Raw genomic sequence first — 25704 nt, 5'->3', positions numbered from 1 at the left:
TTTATTCCTCGCTTTCAGCTTTTTTAAATGCTTGTTTGAAGTCTTTAATTAAATCATCACTATCTTCTAGACCACATGAGATTCGGAGTAAGTTTTCGGTGATACCTGTTTTTTGTCGTTGCTGTTCACTTAAATCGGCATGAGTTTGAACAGCTGGAACAGTGACTAAGGTTTCTGTTCCACCTAAGCTCTCTGCAAAAGAAACGACTTCGAGCTTCTTTAAAAACGTATCGATTTTAATATTTTTTGCGGTATAAAGGCTAATCATACCGCCTTTACCTGGATATAAAACGTTAGTAACAGCCTTTGATTGTTTAAACAAACTGACTAATTGCTGTGCATTTTCTTGTTGCTTCTTCAATCGAATAGGCAAAGTTTTCAGACTACGAAGTAGCAACCATGAATCAAATGGACTAATGTTTGAACCAATCGTAATCAAATTTTTATCCAGAACCTCAGCTGTTTGCTCATCTTTACAAATAACAGCCCCAGCTAAAATATCATTGTGACCTGATAAATATTTGGTTGCACTATGAACTGCAATATCGGCTCCTTCATCCAAAACTTGTTGAATGAGTGGCGTATAAAACGTATTATCGACAATTAATTGAGCCTGATTTTGATGTGTTAATTCAGCTGTCTTTTCGATATCGATGACTTTCATCATTGGATTTGAGGGTGTTTCTATCCAAACGGCTTTAGTTTTTTCGGTCAGCAATTGGGCAAACTGGTCAAAATCCTGACCATTCCACTGACTAAATTCAATGCCATATTGTTGGCTCAATAAATCAAAAAATCGAAAAGACCCACCATACAAATCATCAGATACAACAATATGATCGCCACTTTTAAATTGCGTAAAAACCAACTGAATCGCAGCCATTCCTGATGATAATCCAAATGCACGCACACCATTTTCAAGTTTAGCTAATACTTCTTCGAGTACTTGTCGTGTTGGCTGGTTCATTCGTGAGTAATCATAACCTGTTGATTCGCCTAACCCGTGGTGTCGATAAGCTGTTGAAAAATAAAGTGGCATCGAAATCGCACCCGTGACGTTATCTTGACGATTTCCTGCTTGGGCAAGAATCGTATCGATTTTTTTCTTCCATGTACAGTGACTTTCCATTTTTTTGCTCCTTAAAATTTAGATTTTATCAAGTGCTTGTTTTAAATCAGCAATCAAATCATCACTATTTTCAATTCCTATTGATAAGCGAATTAAATCAGGCGTTACACCAGCTGATTTTAGTTCTTCCTCGTTTAATTGAGCATGAGTTGTTGAAGCAGGATGAATAATGAGTGATTTAGCATCTGCAACATTGGCTAACAATGAAAACAACTGAAGTTCTTCAATTAATTCTTGACCAGCTGCTTTTCCACCTTTCAATCCTAAAGTAAAAATTGAGCCTGTTCCTTTTTTGAAATAAGTATTGGCTAGTTCGTGGTAAGGATTATCTGCTAATTTTGGATAATTAATCCAGGCAACTTTAGGATGTTGTTTTAGAAAATCGATAATTTTTTCAGTATTTGAAACATGACGTTCAACTCTTAGCGACAATGTTTCCAATCCCTGAAGTAGTAAAAATGAATTAAATGGACTAATTGCGGCTCCTAAATCTCTTAGCGTTTCTGCCCTTACTTTAGTTGTAAAAACAGCTCCTTCAATATCTGCAAAAATCAAGCCATCGTAGTGTGGATTTGGTGTAATAAATTCTGGGTAACGTTTCGTTTTTCGATAATCAAATTGACCATTTTCAACAATCACACCCCCCATCGTTGTGCCATGACCACCAATGAATTTGGTAGCAGAATGGACCACAATGTCAGCTCCATGTTCTAATGGTTTAACTAAATAAGGGGTTCCGAAGGTATTATCAACGATAAATAAAATATTGTGTCGGTGTGCAATTTCTGCAATTTTTTCAAAATCCACGAGATTAATATTAGGATTCCCAATGCTTTCAACATAAATAGCCTTGGTATTTTCGGTGATTTGTTTTTCAAAATTCAAAGGATTATCAGAATCAACAAATTTAGTTGTAATTCCATATTTAGGTAGGGTTACCGAAAACAATTCGTATGTACCACCATATAAACTACTAGCTGATACAATTTCATCACCCTGTCCTGCAATATTTAAAATCGCAGACGTAATTGCGGCTGCACCTGTAGCTAGAACGACAGCAGATGTGCCGTTTTCAAGAGCTGCAATTCTTTTTTCTAAAACATCTGTTGTGGGATTGGTTAATCGAGTATAAATATTACCTGGTTCTTTTAATCCAAAACGATCTGCAGCTTGTTTGGGATTATCAAAAACATAAGAGGTTGTTTGATAAATTGGAACAGCTCGAGCACCTGTTTCTTTATCAACTTGTTGTCCTGCATGAACTTGCAAAGTTTCAAAATTAAATTGTGTCATAAAGTAAAACCTCTTTCTTAATTAAGTCTAGCCAGTTTTGATAAAATTGCTGACTACTAGCTTGCCATGTATTAATTGGCTGTTGATTAGTATAATAATTTTTTGGTTTTTGAATCTTTTTTTGTTGGTTTAAATCTCTTAAGTACTCATTATGAAGCGTATGAGTGTCATATTCTGGATGACCGCTAATGTAAAGTTGGCGATATTTTTTAGAGTATAAAATAAATGGCCCAGCCTCTGGACTCGAGGCAATAACTGTTAAATCTTTTGGTAAGTTTTGTTCATCCACAAGAGATTTAGTATGACGTGATTGTGGCATTGTTATCGTTTCACAATATTGCGTTAACTCGTTTTCTTCAGCTAAATAACTGGCTTGATAAATACCAAATAATTTTTGCTTCAAATTGATTTTTTCTACCTCAAAATCTTGATTAAGACCTTGTTGTGCAGCCCAACACTCGTTGATGGTTTGTTTAACATGTGTTTTGGCCCAGTTTCGAATAGTGATTAATTCATCAATATAATCAATTTCTGAAAACGCCAACTTTTCAATAGGTGCTCCGGTAATAATTAGACCATCAATTTGTTGGTGCTTAATTTCATCGAATGTGGCATAAGATGCGACTAAATCTTTAGCCTGTGTATGCTTTGAATGGTGTGTTTTGGGATAAATAAATTGCACCGCAATTTCAGCATCTAAACTGTCTAATAAATTCAAAAATTGTCTTTCCGTTTCTTTTTTGTTAGGCATTAAATTCAAAATCACGATAGTAATAGGATTGCTTTGTTGACTATTTACCCACTCTTTTTGTTGTTTTAAAAATCCATTACACGCATTCACTGACATACTTTCAACTCTCCTTTTTTGATTAAGACCATAAAAAAAGCCCCTAGATCTAAGACTATGCTTAAACCTAGGGGCGTTGTTAAACGCGGTACCACCCTATATTAGTGATAATTATACAGTGCTATTATCACCATCTTCGATCCGGACACTCATGGTAGCTATCCTTCAACACAGTAACGTGTGTTATCCCGTAAATTGCTAACCTAACTGGCTCACAATTTAAACTTACTCCAAGACCATCTTCAATATTTTCTTAAGTACCATCTTTCACCTAACATGGCTCTCTGTTAAAATAAGATAAATATTTACTCATCTTTTCTCAGTAAAATTTAATTATTTGCTTTGTTGATGACTACTATAGCGAGATTATAATCGAATGTCAAACTCTTTTTTAAATTAATAACAGCCTCTATCAACAAAAAGCTTATTCAGTAAAGGTTTGCGATTATAAATTTTGTTGAAAAATTTTTTAAGGAGAATAAATTATGTTTACCTACAAAATTGATCATGAATTAGAACTTGCTCTACCTAGACCCGAACTAGATGCTGAGGCTATTTACCAATTAGTTGAAAAAAATCGCACTGAATTTGCAAAATGGTTGCCCTGGGCAAATAACATTAAAAGTCCAAAAGATGAAGAAAAATTTTTGAAAGATTGTCTACAAAAATACGGTAAAGGTGAGATGTTATTAACCATTATTTGGTGCAATCACAAACCTGTTGGTACGCTTACATTAAACCGATTTCATGCGAGCGATAAAAGTACTGAGATTGGCTACTAGCTCGATAAAGATGCTAGTGGCAAGGGTATTATGCATCGTGCTGTGTTAGCCATATGTGATATTGCATTTACCGATTATGACATTAACAAAATTGAAATTCATGCCAGTGTTAAAAATGACAGTAGTAACAATGTTGCCAAAAAAGCCAGTTTTCATTTTGATGGTATTCATCGTGCGGGTGAATTATTACAAGATGGTTTTCACGATTCAACAATTTGGTCTTTACTGCGAGATGAATGGCAAAATAAAAAAGCAAGATAGGCTTTAAGCCCATCTTGCTTTTTTCATAGATTAGTTGTTAGCTAGTGCTTTTTCAACTGCTTCACGTTCTGATTCAATTAAGTCTACACGACTTTCGATTGCTTTAATTCCCATTTTAATTTCACGAGTTAAACCTGGTGTATTAATTTTTGGTTCAAAGAAAGCTTTAAATTCAGCTAATCTTTCAGCTGTTTTGAAAGTACTTGAAACAACCGTAATGTAGCTAGTAAATTCCATGTCGCCACCCACGGTATCTTCAAGCCATTGCCAATCATTTTGTAGCCAATCCCAAGTTTGTTGTTGAGATTTATCATTTGAAAGCAAACCACTAAACCATGATCTTAAATCTTGCGGTTTAATAACATCACTATTTTCAAAGTTTGAAATTAATTTTTGGGCTAACTGCACATCAGTAGTTGAAACTAAAGCTGCAGTTAAATCACGTTTATAGCTGGCATCGGTTGATTTTTGATACTGTGTTAGCAAGTTATCAAATAATTCTTTTGAGCCATAATTCTTAACTTCATTACTCAAAACAAAAGAACGAATTTCAGCTGGTAAGCTGATCAAGTTATCGTGATGGTCGTTAAATAAATCGTGAGCTTCACTCATTGCTTGTTCATTTTTAGCATAAAGAGTCGCACTCAAGACATAAGGTCTAGTCAATTGGTCATCATTTGATTCACCTGATTTTGGTGTGAATCCTAAACGAGCAAATTGTTTTTCACTTAAGCGGTTAAATAAGTTTTGTAAATCTTTTTTAGCTTGACTATCTTCTTTAACAAAACGTTTTAGATTGTTAGCTAAACGGTAAAGACCAGCATTAACAATATTTGATGAACTATCTGCAAAGTTTTGTAACAGTGGGATTAGTTCAGAGTAAGACAAGCGACGACCTTCAGCAAGTAAACGTAAATCCTGTAGTAGTTGCATTTGAGCAATTGCATCTAGTTGGTTTACATCGCTTAAAATGTCATCTAGTAAAGCTTGGTCGTATTGCACAATAAAGTGTGAATTATTGCCCACATTCAAACGCAATGCTTGATTATTAGCTTTTCTTAAATCATCGTAGTTACCTAAAGAAACGCGTTTTTCAGTTAATAGCTCTGGCAATTCTTTGTAATTTGCATTTAGTGGAATTTGCCATTTACGGTCAACATCTTGACCTTCCCCAATAAAGAATTGTTGTTGTGATAAGGTTAATTCACCCTCAATTACTTCAGCTTTAACTACAGGATAACCTGGTTGTTCTAACCATGAATCCATCACAGCACTAACGTCCATACCAGAAGCGTCACCTAGAGCTTTCCAAAGATCTGGACCTGTTGCATTGCTATATTGATGAGCTTTAAAGTAATCCTTAAGCCCTTTTCTTAAGGCATCATCACCAATTAATGAACGCACCATAACTAGTAAACGTGCTCCTTTAGCATAAACAATCGCTGGGTCAAATAGTGAATCAACTTCAGCTGGATGTTCAACTTGAACGTGAACAGATTGGACCCCATCAGTTGCATCACGTTGAAGAGCGGCAGGTGCTTCACCTGTTTGGAAGCTTTCCCAAATATGCCAGTCAGGTTGAATCGCATCAATTGCCACATATTCCATCATATTGGCAAAACTTTCGTTTAACCACAAATCATCCCACCATTTCATTGTGACTAAATCACCAAACCATTGGTGAGCTAGTTCATGGGCAATCACAGTAGCGACTACTTGTTTCATACTTAACGCTGTATTGTCTGGATCTAGCAACAAGTAGGCTTCACGATAAGTTACAAGTCCCCAGTTTTCCATTGCTCCTGCTGAAAAGTCTGGCAACCCTAATTGCCATGAATGAGGTAATGGATAAGGTGTTTGGTAGAAATCTTCGTAGAAGTCGATAGCACGTTTGGCAATATCTAAAGCAAAATCTAACTCATTAGCTTGATGTGCTTTTGTTGAAAACACCCCAACTTTAACGCCACTTTTAGTTTCTGTTAATTTACTTTGCATCTCACCAAAAGCAAATGCCACTAGATAAGTTGACATTTTAACGGTTTTATCAAAGTAATGCACACCGTCTTCCACACGAGTTTCTGGCATGTTACTTAAAGCGATTTCACCTGGTTTTTCATCAAATTTTAGTGCTAATTCAAAAGTTGCTTTTGCTTCAGGTTCATCCACACAAGGAAAAGCCTGGCGAGCAAAGTTTGTTTCAAATTGTGTGCCGACTAATTGTTTTTTGACACCTTCATGTTCATAATATGAAGGATAAATCCCCATCATCGTATCAGTTAATGGTGCTGTATAAGTCACTTCAATCGTTGCTTCACCTGTAGTTGGTGTTTCAAATTTAATTAAGTCTTTTTCTTTATCAATTGTAAAATCAACAGCTTGACCAGCTACTTTCACTTCTGAAACAGCCAAATCTTTTTGATGTAAAGCAATTGTTTTAGCTTTTGCTTCACCCACTACGGTTGTTGTTCCGCTAACCGTTTTGGTTTCACGATTAACATCAATATATAAGTCATAATGTTTGGGTTCAAAAACATCATATAAACGTTTTAATTCTGTCATGAGTCTCTCCTGTTTTTCATTTTATTTTAATAATATAAGTTTATTATATCGTGTTTACTTGACTGATGCTATAACCTGACCAAATAAAAAACGCATCCTTCACTGGATGCATTTTTTGTTAATTAAAGTTTCTTCCATCCTTCGTGCATAATTGATGGAAATAGTGGCACAATTTGTTCAATTTGATCACGTTCTAATTTCAACGCAATCGCTGGTAGAACCGCATTAATAAAGTTTTCAGCTTCTTCACTGACTTCAGTTGCACCGACTAAGTGGCCAGCTTTATCAAAAATAAGTGTTTGTTTACCGATTTTATCTTCATTAACTTTTCTGAACCAATCGCCTGTAACATCACTTTCTAAGATATCGTATTGATCACGATTGGCTTTTGCTTCAGCAACCGTTACACCTGCTTCAGCAATTCTTGGTGAAGTAAAGGTTACAGTTGGTACCACAAATGGTTTCATATCATCTTTGGTATCACCCATAATAAAGTGTGCGATATAGTTTGAGTGGTGAGTTGCTGTTGGCGTTAGTTTTGGATAAGTTGTATCAGCAACATCTCCTGCAACAAAAATATTATCGATATTAGTTTGCATTTTACCATTCACTTGAATCCCTTTATCGCTATAGTGAATCCCTAATTCGTCCAAACCATATCCTGAAGTATTTGGTACACGACCTGTTGCATCTAAAATCCAGTCTGTTTCAACTGTTTTGTCATCATCGTAATGCACAACATAGTGATCATTTTCTTGAGTGAATTCACTTACTTTAGCGTTTTTAATGAATTTAACGCCACGTTCTGTCATATCTTGGACTACTTCGTCAACATACTCAGCATTGAATTGACGCAATACACGATCTCCACGCATCAAAACAGTGACTTCACTACCAAAAGCATTCGCAATTGTTGCAAATTCCATTCCGATATAACCTGAACCAATAACTGTCATTCGTTTTGGTAATGGGTTCAAGTCGAGGAAATCTTTACTATCATGAGCATATTCTTTTCCTGGAACATCTAGTTGATGTGGGTGCAAGCCTGTTGCAATTACAAATTTATCTGATGTATAGGTTTTTCCGTCAATTTCAACAGTATGGTTATCAACAAACTTAGCCCAGCCATGAAGCACATCAATACCAGAACCTGTAAATTTCTTTTCCATACCATCAGCTAGTGGGTCGATAACTTCATGTTTGTGAGCCATGTTTTGTTCCCAACTTAAACGTAAATCGCCTTGAACAATATCTTTTAATTGTTCATGTGTTCGGCTTAATTTAACTGGACCATCTAGTACAATTTTGGCATTACATGCCCAGTTTGTACAAGTTCCGCCGACTTTTTCGGCTTCAATTTTAGCTACTTTATAGCCATATTTATTCAGCATCACCGCACCATCTGAACCGTGACCTGCACCAATAAACATCACATCGTAATCGTATTGTTGAGTTTTCATTTTGACATCTCCTTATTCAATTGAATTATGTATTTTGCACACCACTGTGTGCAGTATTGTATTGCTTTATAGTGAACTAAAAACATCACTAGCAATTGATGGGAACAAGTGAATCATCCGACCCAATTGTTCTTTTGTTGGTTTTAATTCGATAATTGGAACCAAGGCATTAATGACATCATCTGCTTTTTGACTAACTTCAGTTGCACCAACTAATTGATTATTTTTGTCAAAAACAAGACTTCTCTTAGCAATTGGCTCTTTAAAGGCTTGGTAGTACCAATTTGTTTGTGCTAAGTCTGATTCCACTACGCGATAATCGGGATTATCTTTAGCTTCGTCGACTGAAACACCGACTTGTGCAATTCTTGGTGTTGTAAATGTCACTGAAGCAACTGCTGGAAAATCAATTTCTTTTGATGTTTCACGTGAAAACAATTGTGTTAAATAAGCACTTTCAAAAGCTGCGGTAGGTGTTAACTTAGGTTGAGAACTTGAAATGACATCCCCTGAAGCGTAAATACTATCTACGCTTGTTTGAAGATAGCCATTAACCTTAATTCCAGTTTGATCATAGTCAACGCCAACTTCTTCAAGTCCCATGTTTTCAACATTAGGTGTACGTCCTGTAGCATCTAAGATCCATTTAGTAGCATGTTCTTGATTATCCCCATATTTCACAACATAGCCTGATGTTGTTTGTTCAAAAGCAGAAACATTAGCGTTTTCGATAAATTGAATACCCTCTTTTTTCATTTGGTCAACAATTAGAGTAACGTAAGGTTGGTAAAAGTTTCTCAAGACAATATCATGACTCATCATAACCGTTACATTAGCACCTGCCGCTTGAGCGATTGATGCAAATTCCATCCCAATATAACCAGAACCAATAATGGTAATATCCTCAGGTAATTCATCCAAAGCTAAAAATTCTTGACTATCATGAGCTAATTCATGACCATCAACCATTAATTTATGTGGATGTAGACCTGTTGCAATCACAATTTTTTCAGCTGTTTTTTCTTCGCCGTTTACTTGTACAGTATGACCATCTTTTAATTGACCAAAGCCGTGAATAACATCAATTCCTACGGATTGAACTAATCCCTCGATCATATCAGGTAGTGCATCAATCACATCATGTTTGTGTTTCATATTATTTTCCCAGTTTACTTTAGGAAGTTCACCTTCGAATAAATCAGACATATTTTGTTGTTGATGACGAATCAAAACAGGTGCGTCCAACGCTATTTTGGCATTACAGCCCCAGTTCGGACAAGTTCCACCCATTTTATCGGCTTCAACTACACCAATTTTAAAGCCCTTTTGTGCGAGTGGCACTGCACCGTCAAAAGTCCCGTGACCTGCACCTAAGTAAAGAACATCATAATCATATTTTGCTGTCATTTGATTGCCTCCATGACTGTCATTTATTTTAGAATATCATAACACCAAATTAGATTGTTTACAATTTATTAAGTTCAAAAAAAAGCTGCTAGTTAACAAATACTAGCAGCTTTTTTCTATTCTAAATTTGCATGATTGTGTTGCATGTCTGATTCCAAAATATCAAATTTGTTCATATATGAAAGTGTAAAAGCATCTCCAAAAATCAATAGTGATTGTTCAAACAGCGACCCCATCGGTTGGCTTGATTGTTCACCTGAATCGAATTTACCTTTACCAGCTAAATACGTGATTTCTGAAGCTAATTCAGTAGCGGGTGTCTGTTTAGTAGTGGTTAGGAGCCATACTTTGCCACCTAAATTAGCTGCTTTCTCCATAAATTGAATCATTTGACTAGTTGTCCCAGAACCCGTTGCGACAATTAATAAATCCGCTTCGCCAAAAGCAGGGGTTGTCGTTTCAACCACAACATAAGTTGGCTTTCCAAGTTGATTTAATCGCATCGCAAACGATTTCAAGTTTAACCCAGAACGTCCTGCTCCTGCCACAAAGACACGATTGGCTTGGCGAACTAATTCCAGTTGTGAATCGCTCACTTCAACTGCCCCTTTTTGCAACTCTGACAAAATTAATTGCCAACTAGATTGCTTAGGCATTGTCAATCATATCCTTGAACACTTTTGCTTTTTCAGCTGGGTTATCATCAGTTGAAATTGCACCACCAACGATTAATAAGTCAGGTTGTTGTGAAATAATTGTTGGCGCAGAATCTTCTTTAATGCCACCTGCAACAGCTGTTTTAGTTTGTTGAACCGTTGCTTTGATTTTATTGAAGTTTTCAAGTGGTGTTTGACCTAGTGCTTGTAAATCATAACCGGTGTGAGTTGCAATATAATCTGCACCCATTTCATCTAGTTCTTTAGCACGTTTTTCAACATCTTGAACCCCAATCATATCTACTAATAATTCTTTGCCATGTTCATGTGCTTTAGCCACAGCATCTTTAATAGATTGATCTTCAGCAGCAGCCAAAATTGTCACAATATCTGCACCATAATTGATTGCTTGCTCAACTTCGTAACCAGCAACGTCCATAATTTTGACGTCAGCTAATAACGTAATATCTGGAAAACGCTCACGAATTTTCTTTAGTCCTTCAAGACCAAAGTTAATAACTAATGGGGTGCCATATTCAAATACATCAACATTATCTTTTGTTTTTTCGATAAGTTCAATAGCACCATTTACATCTTCTAAGTCAATTGCGAGTTGTAATTTCATAATTAATCGTTCCTCCTACTAACTTTTTGTAATTAAAAGTCTATCGAAAGAACAGATTGGATACAATAAGTTACTTTGAGGTAACTCCCTTATTTTCGCTTGAATTGGTTTGATAATGTGGGTTAATTTTTAGCTCTTCAATGCGGTTTTCACCCCATTGATACATCGCTTCAAGAATTGGAATAATGGTTTGACCAGTGGCAGTCAATTCGTAACTCACTCGCTTAACATTGCCCTCATCGTAGTCCCTTTTTTTAATCATATTATCTTGAATTAATTCATTTAACTGATTAGTTAATACTTTGCGACTGACATTTGGAATGAGACGTGTAAATTCATTAAAGTGAATCGGATTGCCCTTTCTTAGTTCCCATAGAATAAATAATTTATGTTTGCCCATAAACATCGACATGGTCAGCTCTTTGGCACAGTCAAAGTCACCTGATTGAATTCTTTCTTTTACTTTTTGTCGAATATCTTCTTCCATTACTGTCACCTCATTTTGTTAATTAAATCAACCTAATTAACTATATAGTCATATAAGTCGTCTGAATTATTCAATAAATAATCAAATAATATCATATTGTGACGATTATTATTATCAAATTTCAAATTACTTTTTAATGATTCCAAACAAGCGATAAGATCTTTCTTTTTTATACCTGACCCTAAATTTTTTTTTATCTTTTTTATTTTCTTTTTAGACTCTATCTTTATTTTTATATCCATACCATAAAAATTTAAACACTTTTTTAATTTTTCACTTATATCACTTTCATACACTAAATTAATTTTAATATCTTCATCTACAGTATTATATCTTATATCAAAAGAGAGTCCTTCCAACCTACTGTAGTCTTCAAAAAATGGATGGAAACCATAATTTACATCCCCTTTTATTTTATTGCAGTCACTACACATAGGAACCAAGTTAATTGGAGTTATTGAATATTGAACATATTTACTTTGGGGCAATACGTGATCAATATTTATTTTAAAGTATTCTCTGCCGCAAACTGGACAATTAGACTCATTGTATTGTTTCAATATTTTTTCTCTTAATTGACCTTTGATTTTATTTTTATACATTTTTTTAGACTCTATGATATTTAATTTGCCAATTTGATTACATGGCTTTATATCATAACAGTTTTTAGCTTTTATATATCTTTTTTCAAAAAATAATAGCCTATCTTTTTCATATTTATTGAAGCAACTGGGAAGTGTAATATCTTTTAAAATATCATGTAACACCAGATTTGGTTTATCAAGTCCATCAAACAATACTATTCGCTCCTAAAAGATGAAAGATATATTAACGCATCTTCACTCAAAAATCCTTGATTTTTTAAATCAACAAGTTCATTTGGGTATTTTTCAAAGATATTTTTTAGTATTTGATAATATCCTGTACTTCTAATATCGAGTCCAAATATTTCATCGTTGATTGTTTCGGTACTAGTAGCAAATGTTTGGATTTTTGGATTATAAAATTTGTTATATCCTTCATTATTTTTTATAATAAAAACATTTTCTCGGGTCAATTCTTGCAAAACCACAGCAGAATGTGTCGTCATCAAACATATAGAGTTAGTTTGAGAAGCTATTTCATTTATAGATGTAATAATGCCTAACGTAAAAGGTGGGTGTAGATATAATTCAGGTTCATCTATTAATATGATTGAATTTTCACTAGTATGCTGTATCAAATTGGAAACAATAGACAGAACTATCTTTTGTCCTGAGCTCATTCTTTTTATTTTACTTTGAACCTTTGTTCTAATTTTATCAGCATCAGTCGTATAACTAGATACATCAATTTCTGAAACAATATCTAGCAAGCTGCTACTCCATCTAAAATTATTTAACGAATTTAGTAGTATTTCTTTTTTCCACGGATCATAACAAACCCACTCAATACACAAAGCTAAATTTGCACTCATTTCATCTAAATCTGTTATTTTGTTGAAGTCATCTGAACTTCTAATACCCACAAACTTATTTTTATCTTCTTTAAATAAGTCAGAAAAAGATTGTTCGAAAAAGTCGAATGTACTGTATGTAATAAACATTGAATTTGTTATATCAATACCTTTCTTATTAATTAATATTACACGCCAATTTTCAAGAAATAATGAATCCACATAATTTCCAACACAAGAGGCCGCCATTGCTAAATCTTTCAAAATTGATGTTTTACCAACGCCGTTATTTCCTATGATAGCAAAAGAATTACTAGGAATGAGAGAATTTATATCATTTTTCAAGTACATATTAACCGAGTTTCCATCATTTTTATTTTCATATCTTAATATAAATTCAAAATTTTCAAATTTATGTTCTCCATTGATAACCCTTCGTATTTGTTCAATCGAAGACATAGATTTCGTTCTAAAAAACGATTTCATGATAACCGGTAAGTTTTTTACGTTTTCAAAATTATCATTACTATAAGCAATATCATTTGTCTCTCTTAAAATTGAATTTATTTGCCTTTCAGTCAGCTTCTTATTTAAATATTCATAATAAGGAAGTTCCCCCAACATAAAAAGTTCTGAAGGAAATGTTTCAAAATAATTAATACCATCAGGCAAAATAGAACGTATATATCTGTAGGTACTATGAACATAGCCATCACCAGAATCAGAATAAGCATAAGGTATCTGGCTATTTACCCCAATCTTAATAATACCTAAATCGTCATAACTCCTTTGTTCATTTATAAAATAACCATGGAATGTTGTTTTATAGGTATAGTCATCCCAATTATCTGCCAAAAAAACTATACCTTTATTAAAATAGCTAAGTTCATCCATAACTAACCTATTATCGACAAAAAAATAATTAATATTAACCTACTCCTTCAACAATTTTATTTATGATAAGCACTACCACTATTAATCATGAACGCACGATAAATTTGTTCGCATAATACAACACGCATTAGTTGGTGAGGCAGTGTCATTTTACCAAAACTCAATGCATAGTTAGAACGTTTCATTACCGCTTCGCTCAGTCCATTTGAGCCGCCAATCACAAAAACCAGCGAACTATGACCATATGTTGTCCAGTCTTTAATATTTTGAGCTAGTTTTTCTGATGAAATTTCTTTACCTAAAATCTCAAGCGTAATGACAAAATCTTGATCATTAATTTTAGATAAAATCTTTTCACCTTCTTTATCTTTAACCTGCTCAATTTCTTTATCGCTCATATTTTGAGGTGCTTTTTCATCAGGGACTTCGACAATATTCAGTTTACCAAAGCGTTGCATCCGCTTTTGATATTCATCAATTGCTGACTTCAAATACTTTTCTTTTAATTTTCCTACACACACTATTTTTTGTGGCATTTTATCAAAAACTCCTTTATTTCGTGAAACACTAGTCATATATCTTGTATATAGCAATCAATTAGACCACTATAAGTTGATATTGCCTCTTATAAAAAATTTAATAATTGATAAGTTGTGATTTTAGTTCGTTTTTTTAATAATAGCTATAAACCCTAATATAATAACGTTTATAGACGTTTTTAACTATTTTTAATCCCATTTTAAACAACCTAGATATCCACAATTCACAAGGTTATCCACAGGTTTTGTTGATTTTATACTTTACTAGTTTTATGTTTTGTATGGCTAAACACGAACATTATTCATGTTTCACATTTTATACATACAAAAAAGATGGTTATCAAAAGATAGCCACCTCAATTATAGCAAAGCTTTAGTTAAGTTTTAAACTGACAGTTTGTGTTTGTCCAGCACGAACAATTTCAAGACTAATTGTATCGCCAACCTGTTTTTGGTAAAGCAATGAATGTAATTCAGTTACTGAGTTTACAGCATGACCTTCAAATTTAGTAATAACATCACCACTTTGAATGCCGGCTTGCTTAGCAGATGTATTGTCATCTACAGAAGCAATGTAAACCCCACCAGTTACTGAGTCTGGTAGTTGAACTTTTTGGCGTAGTTGTTGTGTCATTTCACTAACACTAGCCACTCTAACACCAATTTTTGGTCTAGTAATTGATCCTTTTTCAACGAGTTGATTAATAATTGTTACAACTTCATCACTAGGAATAGCAAATCCCATACCTTCAACATTAGTCCCATCTTGACTTTGAGCGAGTTTCATAGAGTTAATTCCAACTACTTGACCATCAGAGTTTACAAGTGGACCACCTGAGTTACCAGGGTTAATAGCTGCATCTGTTTGGATAACAGTTGTTTGAGTTCCTGAATTGCTATTTAAAGTACGACTTTTAGCTGAAATAATACCCTGAGTTACACTTGTTGCATATTGACTACCTAAAGGAGAACCAATCGCAATAACAGGTTGTCCGGGTTCTAAGTTATCTGAGTTACCAAAGTCAGCAGTTGCTGGAACTTTTGCAGAGTCAATTGATAAGACAGCTAAGTCAGTTACGCTATCAGAACCCACTACATTTGCATCAATTGCTTCACCAGTATTCAAAATAACCTGAAGTTTAGTTGCGCCTTCAATAACATGATTATTTGTTACTATGTAACCCTTTCCATTAGCTGTTTGATATATAAGTCCTGAACCTTCACTTGCAGTCTGAAGAGTACTTTTTGCTTTTTCATCATCTCCATACATTTGACCGAAATAAGATGACAAACTATTTTGACTAGATTTAGCGGGCTGTAAATTAGAAACTGAGACAACAGCTGCACTTACTTTATTAAATGCACTAGTCATTGATCCGCTATTTGATGATCCTGTAGATGTATTTTGTAATTTTGTAGCTCCACTGGTATTTGAACTAACACCATTGCTAGTTTGTACAACTGATTGGTTACCTGACAGTGCATTATAGGCACCAACACTTGCAAAAGGAATGCTTCCTGCCAAAAGACCAGCAACAGCACTCACAGTTACTAATTTCCATCCTTTATTAGTTGAATTTTGACCTTCTTGATTTTTAGCCATAACAATTCCTCCTTATTTACACCTATTTTAACTCTAAATTTAGAAAATTGTATGACAAAATAATTACAAATTTTATAAAGTAATTAATTCTTGAACATGATTTTGCTGTGTTTTCATCAATTTAACGTGGTGAATATGATTTTTCTGTAAAGTTTCATCAACAGTTTCAAAAGCAACCTCACGTGTATTATTATCTTTACTTAAATGACTCAGATAAATGTACTGCGTATTATCACCCACCCAATTGGCTAGTAACTTGGCACTATCTGAATTGGATAAATGGCCTTGATCAGACAAGATTCTCGTTTTCAAATCCCAACTATAAGGGCCTGAACGCAATAAATCAATATCATGATTACACTCCATCACATAAACCGTTGAATCACATAATGTTGGCCAGATTTTTTGGGGAACATAACCCGTGTCTGTTATTACTACAGCAGATTGATTAACTTCTGTAACTTTGTAACACTGCGGTTGAGCTGCGTCGTGAGAAGTAGCAAAGCTCAAGACTTGAAGTTCATCAAATAGCTTTAATTCTCCAGTTTCAAAAATTTGGCAGAGTTCGGTATCCACTTTTCCTATCTTAGGTAGTAAAGCCTGCCAAGTCTTTTGATTAGTATAGGCTTTAATGTGATATTTTCTCATCAAAACACCTAATCCTTTAGCATGATCACTATGCTCATGTGTAATAAAAATCGCATCAATATCTGCGATATCTCGATTAATTTTAGCGAGTGCTTCTTTCGTTTTTTTAGCAGAAAGTCCTGCATCAATTAAAATTTTATGCTGGCTCGTCTCAATATACGTAACATTGGCTTTTGACCCACTAGCTAAAACCGATAACTTCATTTTATGAATGCTCCCTTATTAGTTCATTACTTTTCCATCAAATGCATTGACTTCTTTGACAAAGAAACGATTATCATTATTAGTAACAACACCCACATACCATGTTGGGACATAAATTTCGCTACCTCTAATCGTTGTATTATAAAGTGGACTATAACCTAACTTCAAAAAAAGCACTTTTGAGTTGTTACTGATTGACTTTTGACTGTAGAGATTAATAACGGCACTTTGTTGGCTAATTGTAGCTTGTTTTTCACCTATTTGAGCCAAATCACTAACATAACTTTGCGTATAGCCTGTAATATTGTTTCCTTTAATTTGAAAACGAATCTGACTTTTATCATCATAAATGAGTCCTGTCATTTGTTTACTTTGACCTAGATTTAACTGTTGTACAAAAACAACCTCCGTATCTGTTGAGAGTTCAGATGCGTAAACATACTCTGATCCATAAATGACATTTTCACTATTTCTCATAAATTGAGCTAAGTCATTAGCTACTGATTCTTTTTGATAATGAATCACTTGATTAAGCTGACTAGTTAGCACATTTTTATCAGTATCATAACTTACACGCTGATTTTTTAAGTATTGATTGTAGTTAGCCAAACTATTCAAATTGCGTGTTGCTAAGTATTGACTTTCATCGGTAGTCGTCGACAATTCTGGAAGACTAATATTATCTTTTTGAATTGAATTAATGGTGTTGTCATTACTATTAGCTGCACTATTCTCAAAAAAAGGCGGATTTTGAACTGAAATACTCAAAAAGATATTAATAAATAAAAAGACCGCAATGAAAATATATTCTATTTTTCTAAAATCCATAGCAATTCCTTTCTATTTATTATCTGTAGATAAATCATTAGCAGATGACTTATTAATCAACGTTTCGTAATTGACCAGTTTGTCGTTCACTTTAACATAGTAGGTCGGAACCAGATCAATCAATTTATCATTAGTTGAATCTTTTTGCCACTCAAAGCCTAATTCGATATCTTGAATACTTTGATAATCATAGCCGACCTGTTTAAGAAGATTAAGTAATTCAGATGTTGTCGGTAAGGTGACGACTTTGCCATCTGGTGGAATCGGAACTTGTAACATTTGATTAGTAAAGTTCATTTCTTCGCCACTATTTGAATACCTGACACTTGCCACCCCATTTTCAGTTTGACTAAATACAGGTAGCCCTTCAACATAATTTCGGTAAGTAATTTGCTTATCAGCTGCTTCATCTGAAGAACTATAATACCGCCATTCAACTAATCTTGTTTTTAAATTCGAGATAGATTGAAAACTTTGGTCGAATAAATTTTGTAAGTCTTGAGGAATTTTGGTCACTGAAACATCGCTGTACTGCAATGAATCATTATTTTTATCGACAACTAAACGCTTACTACTTCCTAGTTTATAAGTTGTTACATAATTGATTTGAGGGGGAGCAATATTATTCCCTAATAACCGAGAAACATAATTATCTTCCATTTCACGATAAATCATATAGCTATAGACTGAAAGTTTGGGTTCAGTTGTGTAATTAAGAACGTATCGATTTGAAGCTAACTTGATAAACTTCGCTGGTGTTTTAAACCCATAATCATCAACTAATTGATTAAATCCTGATGCATCATAACCCCCACGTTCAACCGTATAAATTTCTTTTGTTTGATCATTAGCAAAGTAAATATGATTATCTAAATCTTTGGGAATAAAGATACGATTAAACATAAAATCATTATTTTGTCGTAATTCTTTTTTATCGATAACCTCTGAAAAGACATTTAATGACATGCTGTCTGTATAGGCAACCTGAGTATAGTTTTGATTGTTTAATTTATCTAAATAACGCTTATCATCTAAAGTCTGGATTTGATTTAATTTTAAGCTCCAAGATTTTAACATCGCGATTAGGCTACTAATTAAGTCATTTTGCTGGTTAATTAAGACATAATTTTGACCATTTTGCGCATTTACAACCTGTGTTGGTAAAAATACTCGCGCAAAATTTTGATTATTTAACTGATTAGTCTCATCAGTTACTACCGGATTTTCATAATTTTCTTGTTCTAAACTTTGGTTGCTAGTCCAAATTAAAAAAGTTAAAAATAAGCTCAAAGCAACCAACCCAACTAAAGAAATCCTGACAATATAATTTCTAAACTGCATCCCACGGTTCTCCTTCATTTAATGGTTCAAAGGGTAGCGAAATGTAAAAAGTAGAGCCTTTTCCTTCCGTACTTTCAACCCAAATACGTCCTTTATGAGATTCTACTACTTCTTTTGAAATAGCTAACCCAAGTCCTGTTCCTCCTTGATGTCTAGAACGAGCTTTATCTACTCGATAAAAACGATCAAAAATTTTGTTAATATCTTTTCGTGGAATACCAAGTCCTTGGTCTGAAATACTAATAATGACACGATTAGCAGCTTTAACTAAACGAACCGTAATCACACCACCATCTGGTGAGTAATTAATTGCATTATTCACAATGTTATCAATCACTTGTGTCATCTTATCCGTATCAATTTCTGCCCATAAATCATGGGAACCGAGTTCTCTTTTGATCGTATAGTCTTTACTTTTTTGCTGATCTTCTTGATTATTTTTAATAATCATATCGAAACGATTAAGAACATAGGAAACAAACTCATTTAAGTTCACCCACTCTAAGTTCATCTTCGATGTTCCTTGATCCATTCTGGATAGATTCAACAAGTCATTAATCATTCGAATCATCCGATCAGTTTCTTCTTGAGTGACTTTCAAAAATTCTGGTGCAATATCTGGGTCTTGCCAAGCACCATCATTTAAAGCCTCAATGTAACTACGAACAGAGGTCAGTGGTGTTCTCAATTCATGTGAAACATTGGACACAAATTGACGCTGTTCTTGTTCGTTTTGCTGTTGTTCTGTAACATCATGGAACACACAAACCATCCCTGAAACAAATCCTGTAATTCTTTGAATTAGTGAAAAATTAGCATGCAAAATAATTTCTTGACCATGACCTTCACTCAACGTAATAAACATTTCAGTTCGTTTTTCTAAGAACTTTTGAATATTATCTTCTGATTCAACATCTAATAGCGTCATCACAGACTCTCCGATTGTTTCTTCTTGTGTGCAATCAAAAAGTTGCATGGCTGTTTCATTAATAATTGTAATTTTACCATGTCGATCAGTCGCAATAACGCCATCCGTCATATGCGCTAAAACATTATCAAGCCGTCTTCTTTCAGAGTCAGAAGCCTCTTGTGCTTCCTCAACGCGAATGGAGAGATTATTAACTGCCTGAGCTAATTGACCGAGTTCGTCTTGGCCATAAACTTTAACCTGTCCAGAATAATCGCCGTTGGCGATACGAATAGCTTGTTTTTTCATCTCATCAATCGGCATCGTCACGGCCCGTGCAATAAATAGCGCAATAACTGCACCTAGTAGTGAGGCTACTAAAGACGCTGTTAGAAAAATCACCATGACATTTTGAATACTGCTATAAACAGAACTCATACTAGCTTTAATATAGATTAAACCGACAATGCCATTATTATCACCAGTATTAGAGGTAATGGGCAACACTTGAATATAGTAGTTTTCTCCATTAATTACCCTCGTTTTATAAAGACTTTTAGAATTATCCGTCAATCTAATATCTGGGTCGGTCGATCTTTGACCGATTAAATCACGCGAACTGTAATTACTAATCCCCCGAATTGTTTCTTTATTGTCAATCACTTGAATATCCGTAATTTGAGAATTACTCATATCAGAAATAATGTTAGCAATTTCAGTATTTGCTGCTTTAGTATCGGTTTTATTCAGTTGTTCGGCTAATTGCGTATTGGTATACGGTTTTACTTGCAGTGAAGTTTTGAACGTATCCATATTTTCTCTTTGTAATTGCTGGGTAAAGTAAGCCCCGATAATTTCAATTGTTGCTAGTAACAATAAAATGAAAACAATCGAAATTTTGAAATGAATCGATTGAAAAAAACCAATTTTTTTATTCATTAAAACATTCAACTCTCCTAGTCACTATTTAGCTGGTTTAGTCTTCTTGACTGGGGTCTTTCATAAAGTAACCGACACCTCGTCGAGTTACTAAGTATTGCGGTTTACTTGGATCGTCTTCAATTTTTTCACGTAAACGACGAACTGTCACATCAACCGTTCTCACATCACCAAAATAATCATAACTCCAAACTGTCTGTAACAAGTTTTCACGTGTCATCACTTGACCAATGTGAGCGGCTAGATAATGGAGAAGCTCAAATTCACGATGGGTTAAATCTATTTTTTCGTCATTTTTAGAAACACTATAAGCATCTAAGTTAATTACCAAGTCCCCAACTTTAAGCAATTTTTGCTCTTGTGCTTCATCGTTTGAAGTTGTCACTTCTCGTCTTAAATTAGCTTTAACACGAGCGACTAATTCACGATTTGAAAAAGGCTTAGTCACATAATCATCCGCCCCGATTTCAAGACCTAATACTTTATCAATTTCGCTATCTTTGGCTGTTACCATGATAATTGGCATATTGTATTTTTTACGAACTTCACGGGCAACTTCAATCCCATCCATCTTAGGCAACATCAAATCTAGGATAATTAAATCTGGTTTTTCAGCTTCAACTTGGGCTACCGCTTCTTCACCATCATAGGCAACCACAACGTCATAGTTTTCTTTTTTAAGATTAAATTTGATAATATCTGAAATAGGTTTTTCGTCATCAACGACTAGTATTTTCTTACTCATATCTTTCACCTCTAAATTAATTTTAACTTTTTTGATTTAGGTATTCACTTATTCATTTTAAGCCAGTTCAGCCTAAAAACCAATTATTAGCATGATGGAAATTTTTATATAAATTAATACTTGTTATTCTATTAGTAAAGTGATAGTATAACAATGTTGAAGCAAACCGGGTGGTTAGCTCAGTTGGTAGAGCAACGGACTCTTAATCCGTGGGTCCAGGGTTCGAGCCCCTGACCACCCATCATAAAGCACTTAACCTCGTCAATTGACGAGGTTTTTTTTTATACCAAAAAAGTTACCTGTTAACAGGTAACTTTTTTAATTTAACCCTGGATAAGGATTATCTTTAAGTAATTGACTATAAAATGTGATTTTATGAATTCCTTGCTTTAGGCGTTTTTGATAAAAATCAATTGAAGGTCCTTCTTCAAGTAGTTCACCATTTTCACTAAAGTTTTGTTGCACATTCCCGATAGCAATTGGTGTGGGTAAAACTAAACTCCCTAGTCTTTCAAGTACTGGTGTTAACTCAAGCCCACCAAATTGCCCTCCACGTGCATTATTTGCATAAGTCATTACTAAGCTAGGTTTATCAGCAAGCTGTGTACTTAAATAATCAATGCCATTTTTCAAAACAGCAGGAAATGAATGATTATACTCCGGTGTTAAAAAGATAAAGCCATTAGCTTGGGCCATGTCATCCACCCATTTTTGTTCATTATCTTTAAGCTTTCGATCAGGATTACCAAGAGGTGGCAATGCTTCATAGAAGAATGGTAAATGATAGTCACCAATCTCCATCAGATTAAGCTTGACTGATAGTTCTTCTTCAAAAGATTTTTGCTGTTTTTTAAGATAGTTCAAAACGTGTCGACCTAATGAGTTGCTTCTTGAGCTACCTAAAATAATATTAATTGTGGTCATAAACTGACTTCTTTCTATTTCTTCAAATCGACAAATCGTTCAGTCGCTGCTGGACTATGATGATCAATAAATAAAGGTTGTTTTAGGTCTAACGCTTTAATTTTTGTCATCTCATCTGCAGTCAATTCAAAATCCCATACCTCAATATTTTGTTGCATTCGTTCTTTATGAACGGATTTTGGAATAATGACCGCTCCTAGTTGAATCAAATATCTCAAAGCAACTTGAGCAGCTGTTTTTTGATGAGCTTTGCCAATTGCAATCAATGTTTCATTAGTAAACAAGCCGTTTTTACCTTCAGCAAACGGTCCCCAAGATTCAATTTGAGTACCATACTTTTCAAGATAATGCTGGTCTTCTGCACGCTGATGAAAAACATGCATTTCAAGTTGGTTAACTGCCGGAATGATTTTAGCATAGTTTGCTAAATCAATATAACGGTCTGGATAAAAGTTTGAAACACCAATTGCTCGTAATTTTTTAGCTTCATATAAAGCTTCTAAAGCTTGATAGGCACGATAATAATCGTTAAACGGTTGATGTAATAATACCAAATCTAGGTAATCTGTTTTTAATCTTTCCATTGATTTTTCAACGGCAGCTTTTGTCTCTTCAAATCCATAATCTGTTACCCAAATCTTAGTGGTAATAAAAATATCTTCACGCCGAACAGGGCTTTCTTGAATTGCCTGTCCAACGGCCGCTTCATTTTGATAAATTTGGGCAGTATCAATAAGACGATAACCGACTTCCAGTGCTTCTTTTACTGCTTGTTTACACTCATCAAAATCAGGGATTTGGAAAACGCCAAAACCTTCTTGTGGCATTTTAACGCCATTATTTAGAGTCACGGTTGGAATATTTGGCATGATAAGTCTCCTTTTTTATTGTTTCACATGAAACTTTTTAGAAGTTTTGAATAATTTCTGGTGTAAGATGATCAATAACTTTTTTAGCCAATTCAAAACTATTTTGAAAATCTTCTAATGCAATATAAGAATGTGGTGTATGGGCATAACGAACGGGTACACTAATGACAATGGTTGGTGCACCTTTGTAGCCTGCAATAACTGACCCATTTTGACCACCACGAGTATCTGCATATTCTTGGTGAGGGATATTATAGCGTTTGGCAATGTCTAAAGCAAACTTTTGGAATCGAGGGTTAGTAATCATCGTTGAATCCATGTGACGAATCATCGGGCCTCGTTTAATTCCCGTTTGAATCGCGTAATCAGGGAAACATGTATCATTTGCAGGTGCACCTTCAAATACAATTGCTAAATCAGGTTGAACTTTTCTAACTGTGACTTGTGCACCACGAGCGCCGACTTCTTCTTGGGAAGCTAAAGCGCCCACGACATCAATAGGTAAAGTTTTATCTTTTAGATAATTCATTGTTTTAGCAAGTAAAGCTGTCCCCACACGATTATCAAAAGCTTTTCCAACTAGTGTCTTGTTGTAGTCGTTGTATTGTGTTTTGACATCAATGGTCACTGGTGCACCACGTTTGATTTTTAAGTCTTCAACTTCCTTAGCAGAAGTTGCCCCAACGTCGATTGTGAGTTCGTCGACTTTTGGTAGACGTGTTTTTTGTTCAGGTGTCATAAAGTGAGGTGGAATACTTGAAATAACCCCTGAAATATATTGACCCTCATCATTTAAAATTCTAACTTTAGTAGATGATAAAGTGATTGCAGTTTGTCCACCAATTAAAACAAATTCAATTAAGCCGTTAGGTCGAATGTTTTTTACAACATAACCCACTTCATCTGAATGAGCATCAATTTGCAAACGTAGTCTATTACCCTCATTTTGCTCGGGTTCAACATAAACATTGTTCATTGCATCTTTTGTGACTTTACCAGCTGTTGCCACTTCTTGTTGGAACAAGTCAACGACTTCATCTTCAAATCCTGAAACCCCACTAGCATTAGTTAATTGTGTTAATAAGTTAATATCTGATTGTGCTGTCATGTTTTGGCTCCATTTCTTAATCATATTTTAAGTAAACTATAGCACAGTTAATTTAAACTTTGAAAATATTCTATAATAAGATTATGATGATAGAAGAAATGAAACTTTAAGGGGGTTAGCTAGTGGCAAATTATTTAGATTATTTACGTTTTAGAGGGGATTTGTCCATTAAACAAGACCGACTCAATCCCATTGACTCAGCAATTTTGAGTGCACTAGTTTATCTACCTTTAGATGATATTATGAAGTACCGTCAATCCGTTCCCATTCGCGAAGCGGCTCGACTACTACTTGATAATCCATTATATCGTGTTGATTTACCTGAAGTTGAACAAACACTACTTGAACTTCTTAGAAGAAGTCCTCGATTTAGCTCTGCACGAATTACGAATTGGGAAACCAAATTCAACTATAATCCTGCGATTCAATTTGCAGCGATGACGGTTTTATTTGAAAATAAAACGGCCTACATTGTCTTCAGAGGAACTGATACCACAATGGTGGGGTGGAATGAAGATATGGTGATGAGCTATGCGCCGACAATTAATGGTCAGTTTTTAGCCACGCTTTACCTCAAACGGATGGCAATCAAGTATCCCAAGCGTCATTTGTTTGTTGCGGGTCATTCAAAAGGTGGCAACTTGGCAATTTTTGCAGCAACGCATGTTTCGATGAAAGTTCAAGAACGGATTAACTACGTTTATAACTTAGACGGACCAGGATTTGAAAAAGACTTGCTTAAGAATAAACGCTATAAAAATATCCAAGATAAAATTTTAACTTTTATTCCTCAAGGGTCTATTTTTGGTCGGATGCTCGATCATAATGAACCGCATATTATCGTAAAATCCAGCACCAAAAATTTACTTGCTCAACATGTCCCTGATACTTGGGATATTGGTCGAACAAACTTTATTGAAATGCCAGAAGTTACCAATGGTAGTATTTTCATTGATAAAACACTTCGAAAATGGGTTGAAGAAGTCCCAAGATCTCAAAGAAAGTTACTTTGGAAAGCTGTTTTTGAAGCTTTTGAAAAAGCCGATATTACCGATTTATCTCAATTAACCGACGGTAAAATTCAAAGTGCGATTGGCTTCACTCGTGCCTTTAGTGGACTGGATACCAAAACCAGAAAACTAGCTATCAAAGTGGCTATTCATCTCTTCAATAATGCTCGCCAAAACTTAGATATTATTTTACCGTTTCTATAA

The 25704-nt window shown here is 34.6% G+C and carries 23 protein-coding genes, 1 tRNA gene, 1 pseudogene and 1 other annotated feature; of the genes and pseudogenes, 4 read left to right on the top strand and 21 right to left on the bottom strand.

Annotation, left to right across the window (positions count from 1 at the left end):
• Nucleotide 1 precedes the first annotated feature (1 nt).
• Genes R4Y45_RS01295 through R4Y45_RS01285 form a run of 3 tightly spaced genes read right to left on the bottom strand, consistent with a single transcriptional unit; the run spans nucleotide 2 to nucleotide 3269 of the window.
• The gene (locus tag R4Y45_RS01295) at nucleotides 2-1129 is read right to left on the bottom strand and encodes an aminotransferase class I/II-fold pyridoxal phosphate-dependent enzyme (protein ID WP_339968464.1); all 1128 of its coding nucleotides are present in this window, start codon (nucleotides 1127-1129) and stop codon (nucleotides 2-4) included.
• Between the two features lie 18 nt (nucleotides 1130-1147).
• Nucleotides 1148-2422, bottom strand: coding sequence for an O-acetylhomoserine aminocarboxypropyltransferase/cysteine synthase family protein (locus tag R4Y45_RS01290; protein WP_339968462.1), 1275 nt, complete (start codon nucleotides 2420-2422; stop codon nucleotides 1148-1150).
• Nucleotides 2409-3269, bottom strand: coding sequence for a homoserine O-acetyltransferase/O-succinyltransferase family protein (locus R4Y45_RS01285; protein WP_339968460.1), 861 nt, complete (start codon nucleotides 3267-3269; stop codon nucleotides 2409-2411). The genes R4Y45_RS01290 and R4Y45_RS01285 overlap by 14 nt, the downstream gene beginning before the upstream one ends.
• Nucleotides 3270-3335: 66 nt before the next feature.
• Nucleotides 3336-3599 (bottom strand) — a binding site (T-box leader).
• Between the two features lie 155 nt (nucleotides 3600-3754).
• Here R4Y45_RS01285 and R4Y45_RS01280 point away from each other — a divergent pair.
• Together R4Y45_RS01280 and R4Y45_RS01275 are read left to right on the top strand one after the other, a co-directional pair.
• The gene (locus tag R4Y45_RS01280; protein WP_339968457.1) at nucleotides 3755-4051 is read left to right on the top strand and encodes a GNAT family N-acetyltransferase; all 297 of its coding nucleotides are present in this window, start codon (nucleotides 3755-3757) and stop codon (nucleotides 4049-4051) included.
• Between the two features lie 15 nt (nucleotides 4052-4066).
• Nucleotides 4067-4312 (top strand): annotated as a pseudogene (locus R4Y45_RS01275) (GNAT family N-acetyltransferase); the annotation flags it as partial.
• Between the two features lie 30 nt (nucleotides 4313-4342).
• Here the strand turns inward: R4Y45_RS01275 and R4Y45_RS01270 are convergent.
• The 15 genes from R4Y45_RS01270 to yycF all read right to left on the bottom strand — a co-directional run bounded on the left by R4Y45_RS01270 (nucleotide 4343) and on the right by yycF (nucleotide 21589).
• Nucleotides 4343-6871: a M1 family metallopeptidase gene (locus tag R4Y45_RS01270; protein WP_339968452.1), complete on the bottom strand. Its 2529-nt coding sequence runs from the start codon at nucleotides 6869-6871 to the stop codon at nucleotides 4343-4345.
• Nucleotides 6872-6993: 122 nt separating this feature from the next.
• The gene (locus R4Y45_RS01265) at nucleotides 6994-8331 is read right to left on the bottom strand and encodes a dihydrolipoyl dehydrogenase family protein (RefSeq protein ID WP_339968449.1); all 1338 of its coding nucleotides are present in this window, start codon (nucleotides 8329-8331) and stop codon (nucleotides 6994-6996) included.
• Nucleotides 8332-8397: 66 nt separating this feature from the next.
• Nucleotides 8398-9738 (bottom strand): dihydrolipoyl dehydrogenase family protein, encoded by a 1341-nt coding sequence (locus R4Y45_RS01260; protein ID WP_339968447.1) that lies wholly within the window; start codon nucleotides 9736-9738, stop codon nucleotides 8398-8400.
• 116 nt (nucleotides 9739-9854) lie between these two features.
• Nucleotides 9855-10394, bottom strand: a complete 540-nt coding sequence (hxlB, locus tag R4Y45_RS01255) for a 6-phospho-3-hexuloisomerase (protein ID WP_339968445.1) — start codon at nucleotides 10392-10394, stop codon at nucleotides 9855-9857.
• On the bottom strand, nucleotides 10387-11019 hold the full coding sequence (gene hxlA / locus R4Y45_RS01250; protein WP_339968443.1) for a 3-hexulose-6-phosphate synthase: 633 nt from the start codon (nucleotides 11017-11019) through the stop codon (nucleotides 10387-10389). The genes hxlB and hxlA overlap by 8 nt, the downstream gene beginning before the upstream one ends.
• 70 nt (nucleotides 11020-11089) lie before the next feature.
• On the bottom strand, nucleotides 11090-11506 hold the full coding sequence (locus tag R4Y45_RS01245) for a winged helix-turn-helix transcriptional regulator (RefSeq protein WP_339968440.1): 417 nt from the start codon (nucleotides 11504-11506) through the stop codon (nucleotides 11090-11092).
• 32 nt (nucleotides 11507-11538) lie between these two features.
• The gene (locus R4Y45_RS01240) at nucleotides 11539-12303 is read right to left on the bottom strand and encodes an HNH endonuclease (RefSeq protein WP_339968436.1); all 765 of its coding nucleotides are present in this window, start codon (nucleotides 12301-12303) and stop codon (nucleotides 11539-11541) included.
• A 2-nt stretch (nucleotides 12304-12305) separates the two neighbouring features.
• Nucleotides 12306-13835, bottom strand: a complete 1530-nt coding sequence (locus R4Y45_RS01235; protein ID WP_339968434.1) for an AAA family ATPase — start codon at nucleotides 13833-13835, stop codon at nucleotides 12306-12308.
• 56 nt (nucleotides 13836-13891) lie between these two features.
• The gene (gene rlmH / locus R4Y45_RS01230) at nucleotides 13892-14371 is read right to left on the bottom strand and encodes a 23S rRNA (pseudouridine(1915)-N(3))-methyltransferase RlmH (RefSeq protein WP_339968431.1); all 480 of its coding nucleotides are present in this window, start codon (nucleotides 14369-14371) and stop codon (nucleotides 13892-13894) included.
• Nucleotides 14372-14747: 376 nt separating this feature from the next.
• Nucleotides 14748-15977 carry a S1C family serine protease gene (locus R4Y45_RS01225; protein ID WP_339968429.1) on the bottom strand — a complete coding sequence of 410 codons (1230 nt, stop codon included), beginning with the start codon at nucleotides 15975-15977 and terminating at the stop codon, nucleotides 14748-14750.
• Between the two features lie 72 nt (nucleotides 15978-16049).
• Nucleotides 16050-16829: an MBL fold metallo-hydrolase gene (locus tag R4Y45_RS01220; RefSeq protein ID WP_339968426.1), complete on the bottom strand. Its 780-nt coding sequence runs from the start codon at nucleotides 16827-16829 to the stop codon at nucleotides 16050-16052.
• An 18-nt stretch (nucleotides 16830-16847) separates the two neighbouring features.
• Complete coding sequence (locus tag R4Y45_RS01215) at nucleotides 16848-17657, bottom strand: two-component system regulatory protein YycI (RefSeq protein WP_339968424.1); 810 nt, start codon at nucleotides 17655-17657, stop codon at nucleotides 16848-16850.
• A 12-nt stretch (nucleotides 17658-17669) separates the two neighbouring features.
• Nucleotides 17670-18998 carry a YycH family regulatory protein gene (locus R4Y45_RS01210; protein ID WP_339968421.1) on the bottom strand — a complete coding sequence of 443 codons (1329 nt, stop codon included), beginning with the start codon at nucleotides 18996-18998 and terminating at the stop codon, nucleotides 17670-17672.
• Entirely contained in the window at nucleotides 18988-20844 is a 1857-nt protein-coding gene (walK, locus tag R4Y45_RS01205) for a cell wall metabolism sensor histidine kinase WalK (protein ID WP_339968419.1), read from the bottom strand. The genes R4Y45_RS01210 and walK overlap by 11 nt, the downstream gene beginning before the upstream one ends.
• A gap of 37 nt (nucleotides 20845-20881) precedes the next feature.
• On the bottom strand, nucleotides 20882-21589 hold the full coding sequence (gene yycF, locus R4Y45_RS01200; protein ID WP_339968416.1) for a response regulator YycF: 708 nt from the start codon (nucleotides 21587-21589) through the stop codon (nucleotides 20882-20884).
• A 168-nt stretch (nucleotides 21590-21757) separates the two neighbouring features.
• On the opposite strand from yycF, the gene R4Y45_RS01195 reads away from it, so the two are divergent.
• Nucleotides 21758-21830, top strand: a tRNA-Lys gene (locus R4Y45_RS01195).
• Between the two features lie 77 nt (nucleotides 21831-21907).
• Here R4Y45_RS01195 and R4Y45_RS01190 read toward each other — a convergent pair.
• The 3 genes from R4Y45_RS01190 to R4Y45_RS01180 are packed head-to-tail and all read right to left on the bottom strand — an operon-like array spanning nucleotide 21908 to nucleotide 24514.
• On the bottom strand, nucleotides 21908-22513 hold the full coding sequence (locus R4Y45_RS01190) for an NADPH-dependent FMN reductase (protein ID WP_339968414.1): 606 nt from the start codon (nucleotides 22511-22513) through the stop codon (nucleotides 21908-21910).
• Nucleotides 22514-22527: 14 nt separating this feature from the next.
• Nucleotides 22528-23373, bottom strand: a complete 846-nt coding sequence (locus R4Y45_RS01185; RefSeq protein WP_339970233.1) for an aldo/keto reductase — start codon at nucleotides 23371-23373, stop codon at nucleotides 22528-22530.
• 46 nt (nucleotides 23374-23419) lie between these two features.
• The gene (locus R4Y45_RS01180) at nucleotides 23420-24514 is read right to left on the bottom strand and encodes a M42 family metallopeptidase (RefSeq protein ID WP_339968412.1); all 1095 of its coding nucleotides are present in this window, start codon (nucleotides 24512-24514) and stop codon (nucleotides 23420-23422) included.
• A 98-nt stretch (nucleotides 24515-24612) separates the two neighbouring features.
• On the opposite strand from R4Y45_RS01180, the gene R4Y45_RS01175 reads away from it, so the two are divergent.
• Entirely contained in the window at nucleotides 24613-25704 is a 1092-nt protein-coding gene (locus R4Y45_RS01175; protein WP_339968410.1) for an Mbeg1-like protein, read from the top strand.

It is taken from the genome of Holzapfeliella saturejae, from assembly GCF_037546065.1.
In the GTDB taxonomy this organism is placed as follows: Bacteria; Bacillota; Bacilli; order Lactobacillales; family Lactobacillaceae; genus Holzapfeliella; species Holzapfeliella saturejae.
This window is presented reverse-complemented; position numbering and strand designations above follow the sequence as displayed.

Coding starts and splice junctions, on each gene's coding strand:
- R4Y45_RS01265 (WP_339968449.1), bottom strand. CDS start 8,331: ATGAAAACTCAACAATACGATTACGATGTGATGTTTATTGGTGCAGGT.
- hxlA (WP_339968443.1), bottom strand. CDS start 11,019: ATGAAATTACAACTCGCAATTGACTTAGAAGATGTAAATGGTGCTATT.
- rlmH (WP_339968431.1), bottom strand. CDS start 14,371: ATGCCACAAAAAATAGTGTGTGTAGGAAAATTAAAAGAAAAGTATTTG.
- R4Y45_RS01225 (WP_339968429.1), bottom strand. CDS start 15,977: ATGGCTAAAAATCAAGAAGGTCAAAATTCAACTAATAAAGGATGGAAA.
- R4Y45_RS01215 (WP_339968424.1), bottom strand. CDS start 17,657: ATGGATTTTAGAAAAATAGAATATATTTTCATTGCGGTCTTTTTATTT.
- R4Y45_RS01190 (WP_339968414.1), bottom strand. CDS start 22,513: ATGACCACAATTAATATTATTTTAGGTAGCTCAAGAAGCAACTCATTA.
- R4Y45_RS01260 (WP_339968447.1), bottom strand. CDS start 9,738: ATGACAGCAAAATATGATTATGATGTTCTTTACTTAGGTGCAGGTCAC.
- R4Y45_RS01235 (WP_339968434.1), bottom strand. CDS start 13,835: ATGGATGAACTTAGCTATTTTAATAAAGGTATAGTTTTTTTGGCAGAT.
- R4Y45_RS01180 (WP_339968412.1), bottom strand. CDS start 24,514: ATGATTAAGAAATGGAGCCAAAACATGACAGCACAATCAGATATTAAC.
- R4Y45_RS01210 (WP_339968421.1), bottom strand. CDS start 18,998: ATGCAGTTTAGAAATTATATTGTCAGGATTTCTTTAGTTGGGTTGGTT.
- walK (WP_339968419.1), bottom strand. CDS start 20,844: ATGAATAAAAAAATTGGTTTTTTTCAATCGATTCATTTCAAAATTTCG.
- R4Y45_RS01245 (WP_339968440.1), bottom strand. CDS start 11,506: ATGGAAGAAGATATTCGACAAAAAGTAAAAGAAAGAATTCAATCAGGT.
- R4Y45_RS01290 (WP_339968462.1), bottom strand. CDS start 2,422: ATGACACAATTTAATTTTGAAACTTTGCAAGTTCATGCAGGACAACAA.
- hxlB (WP_339968445.1), bottom strand. CDS start 10,394: ATGCCTAAGCAATCTAGTTGGCAATTAATTTTGTCAGAGTTGCAAAAA.
- R4Y45_RS01295 (WP_339968464.1), bottom strand. CDS start 1,129: ATGGAAAGTCACTGTACATGGAAGAAAAAAATCGATACGATTCTTGCC.
- R4Y45_RS01270 (WP_339968452.1), bottom strand. CDS start 6,871: ATGACAGAATTAAAACGTTTATATGATGTTTTTGAACCCAAACATTAT.
- R4Y45_RS01220 (WP_339968426.1), bottom strand. CDS start 16,829: ATGAAGTTATCGGTTTTAGCTAGTGGGTCAAAAGCCAATGTTACGTAT.
- yycF (WP_339968416.1), bottom strand. CDS start 21,589: ATGAGTAAGAAAATACTAGTCGTTGATGACGAAAAACCTATTTCAGAT.
- R4Y45_RS01285 (WP_339968460.1), bottom strand. CDS start 3,269: ATGTCAGTGAATGCGTGTAATGGATTTTTAAAACAACAAAAAGAGTGG.
- R4Y45_RS01280 (WP_339968457.1), top strand. CDS start 3,755: ATGTTTACCTACAAAATTGATCATGAATTAGAACTTGCTCTACCTAGA.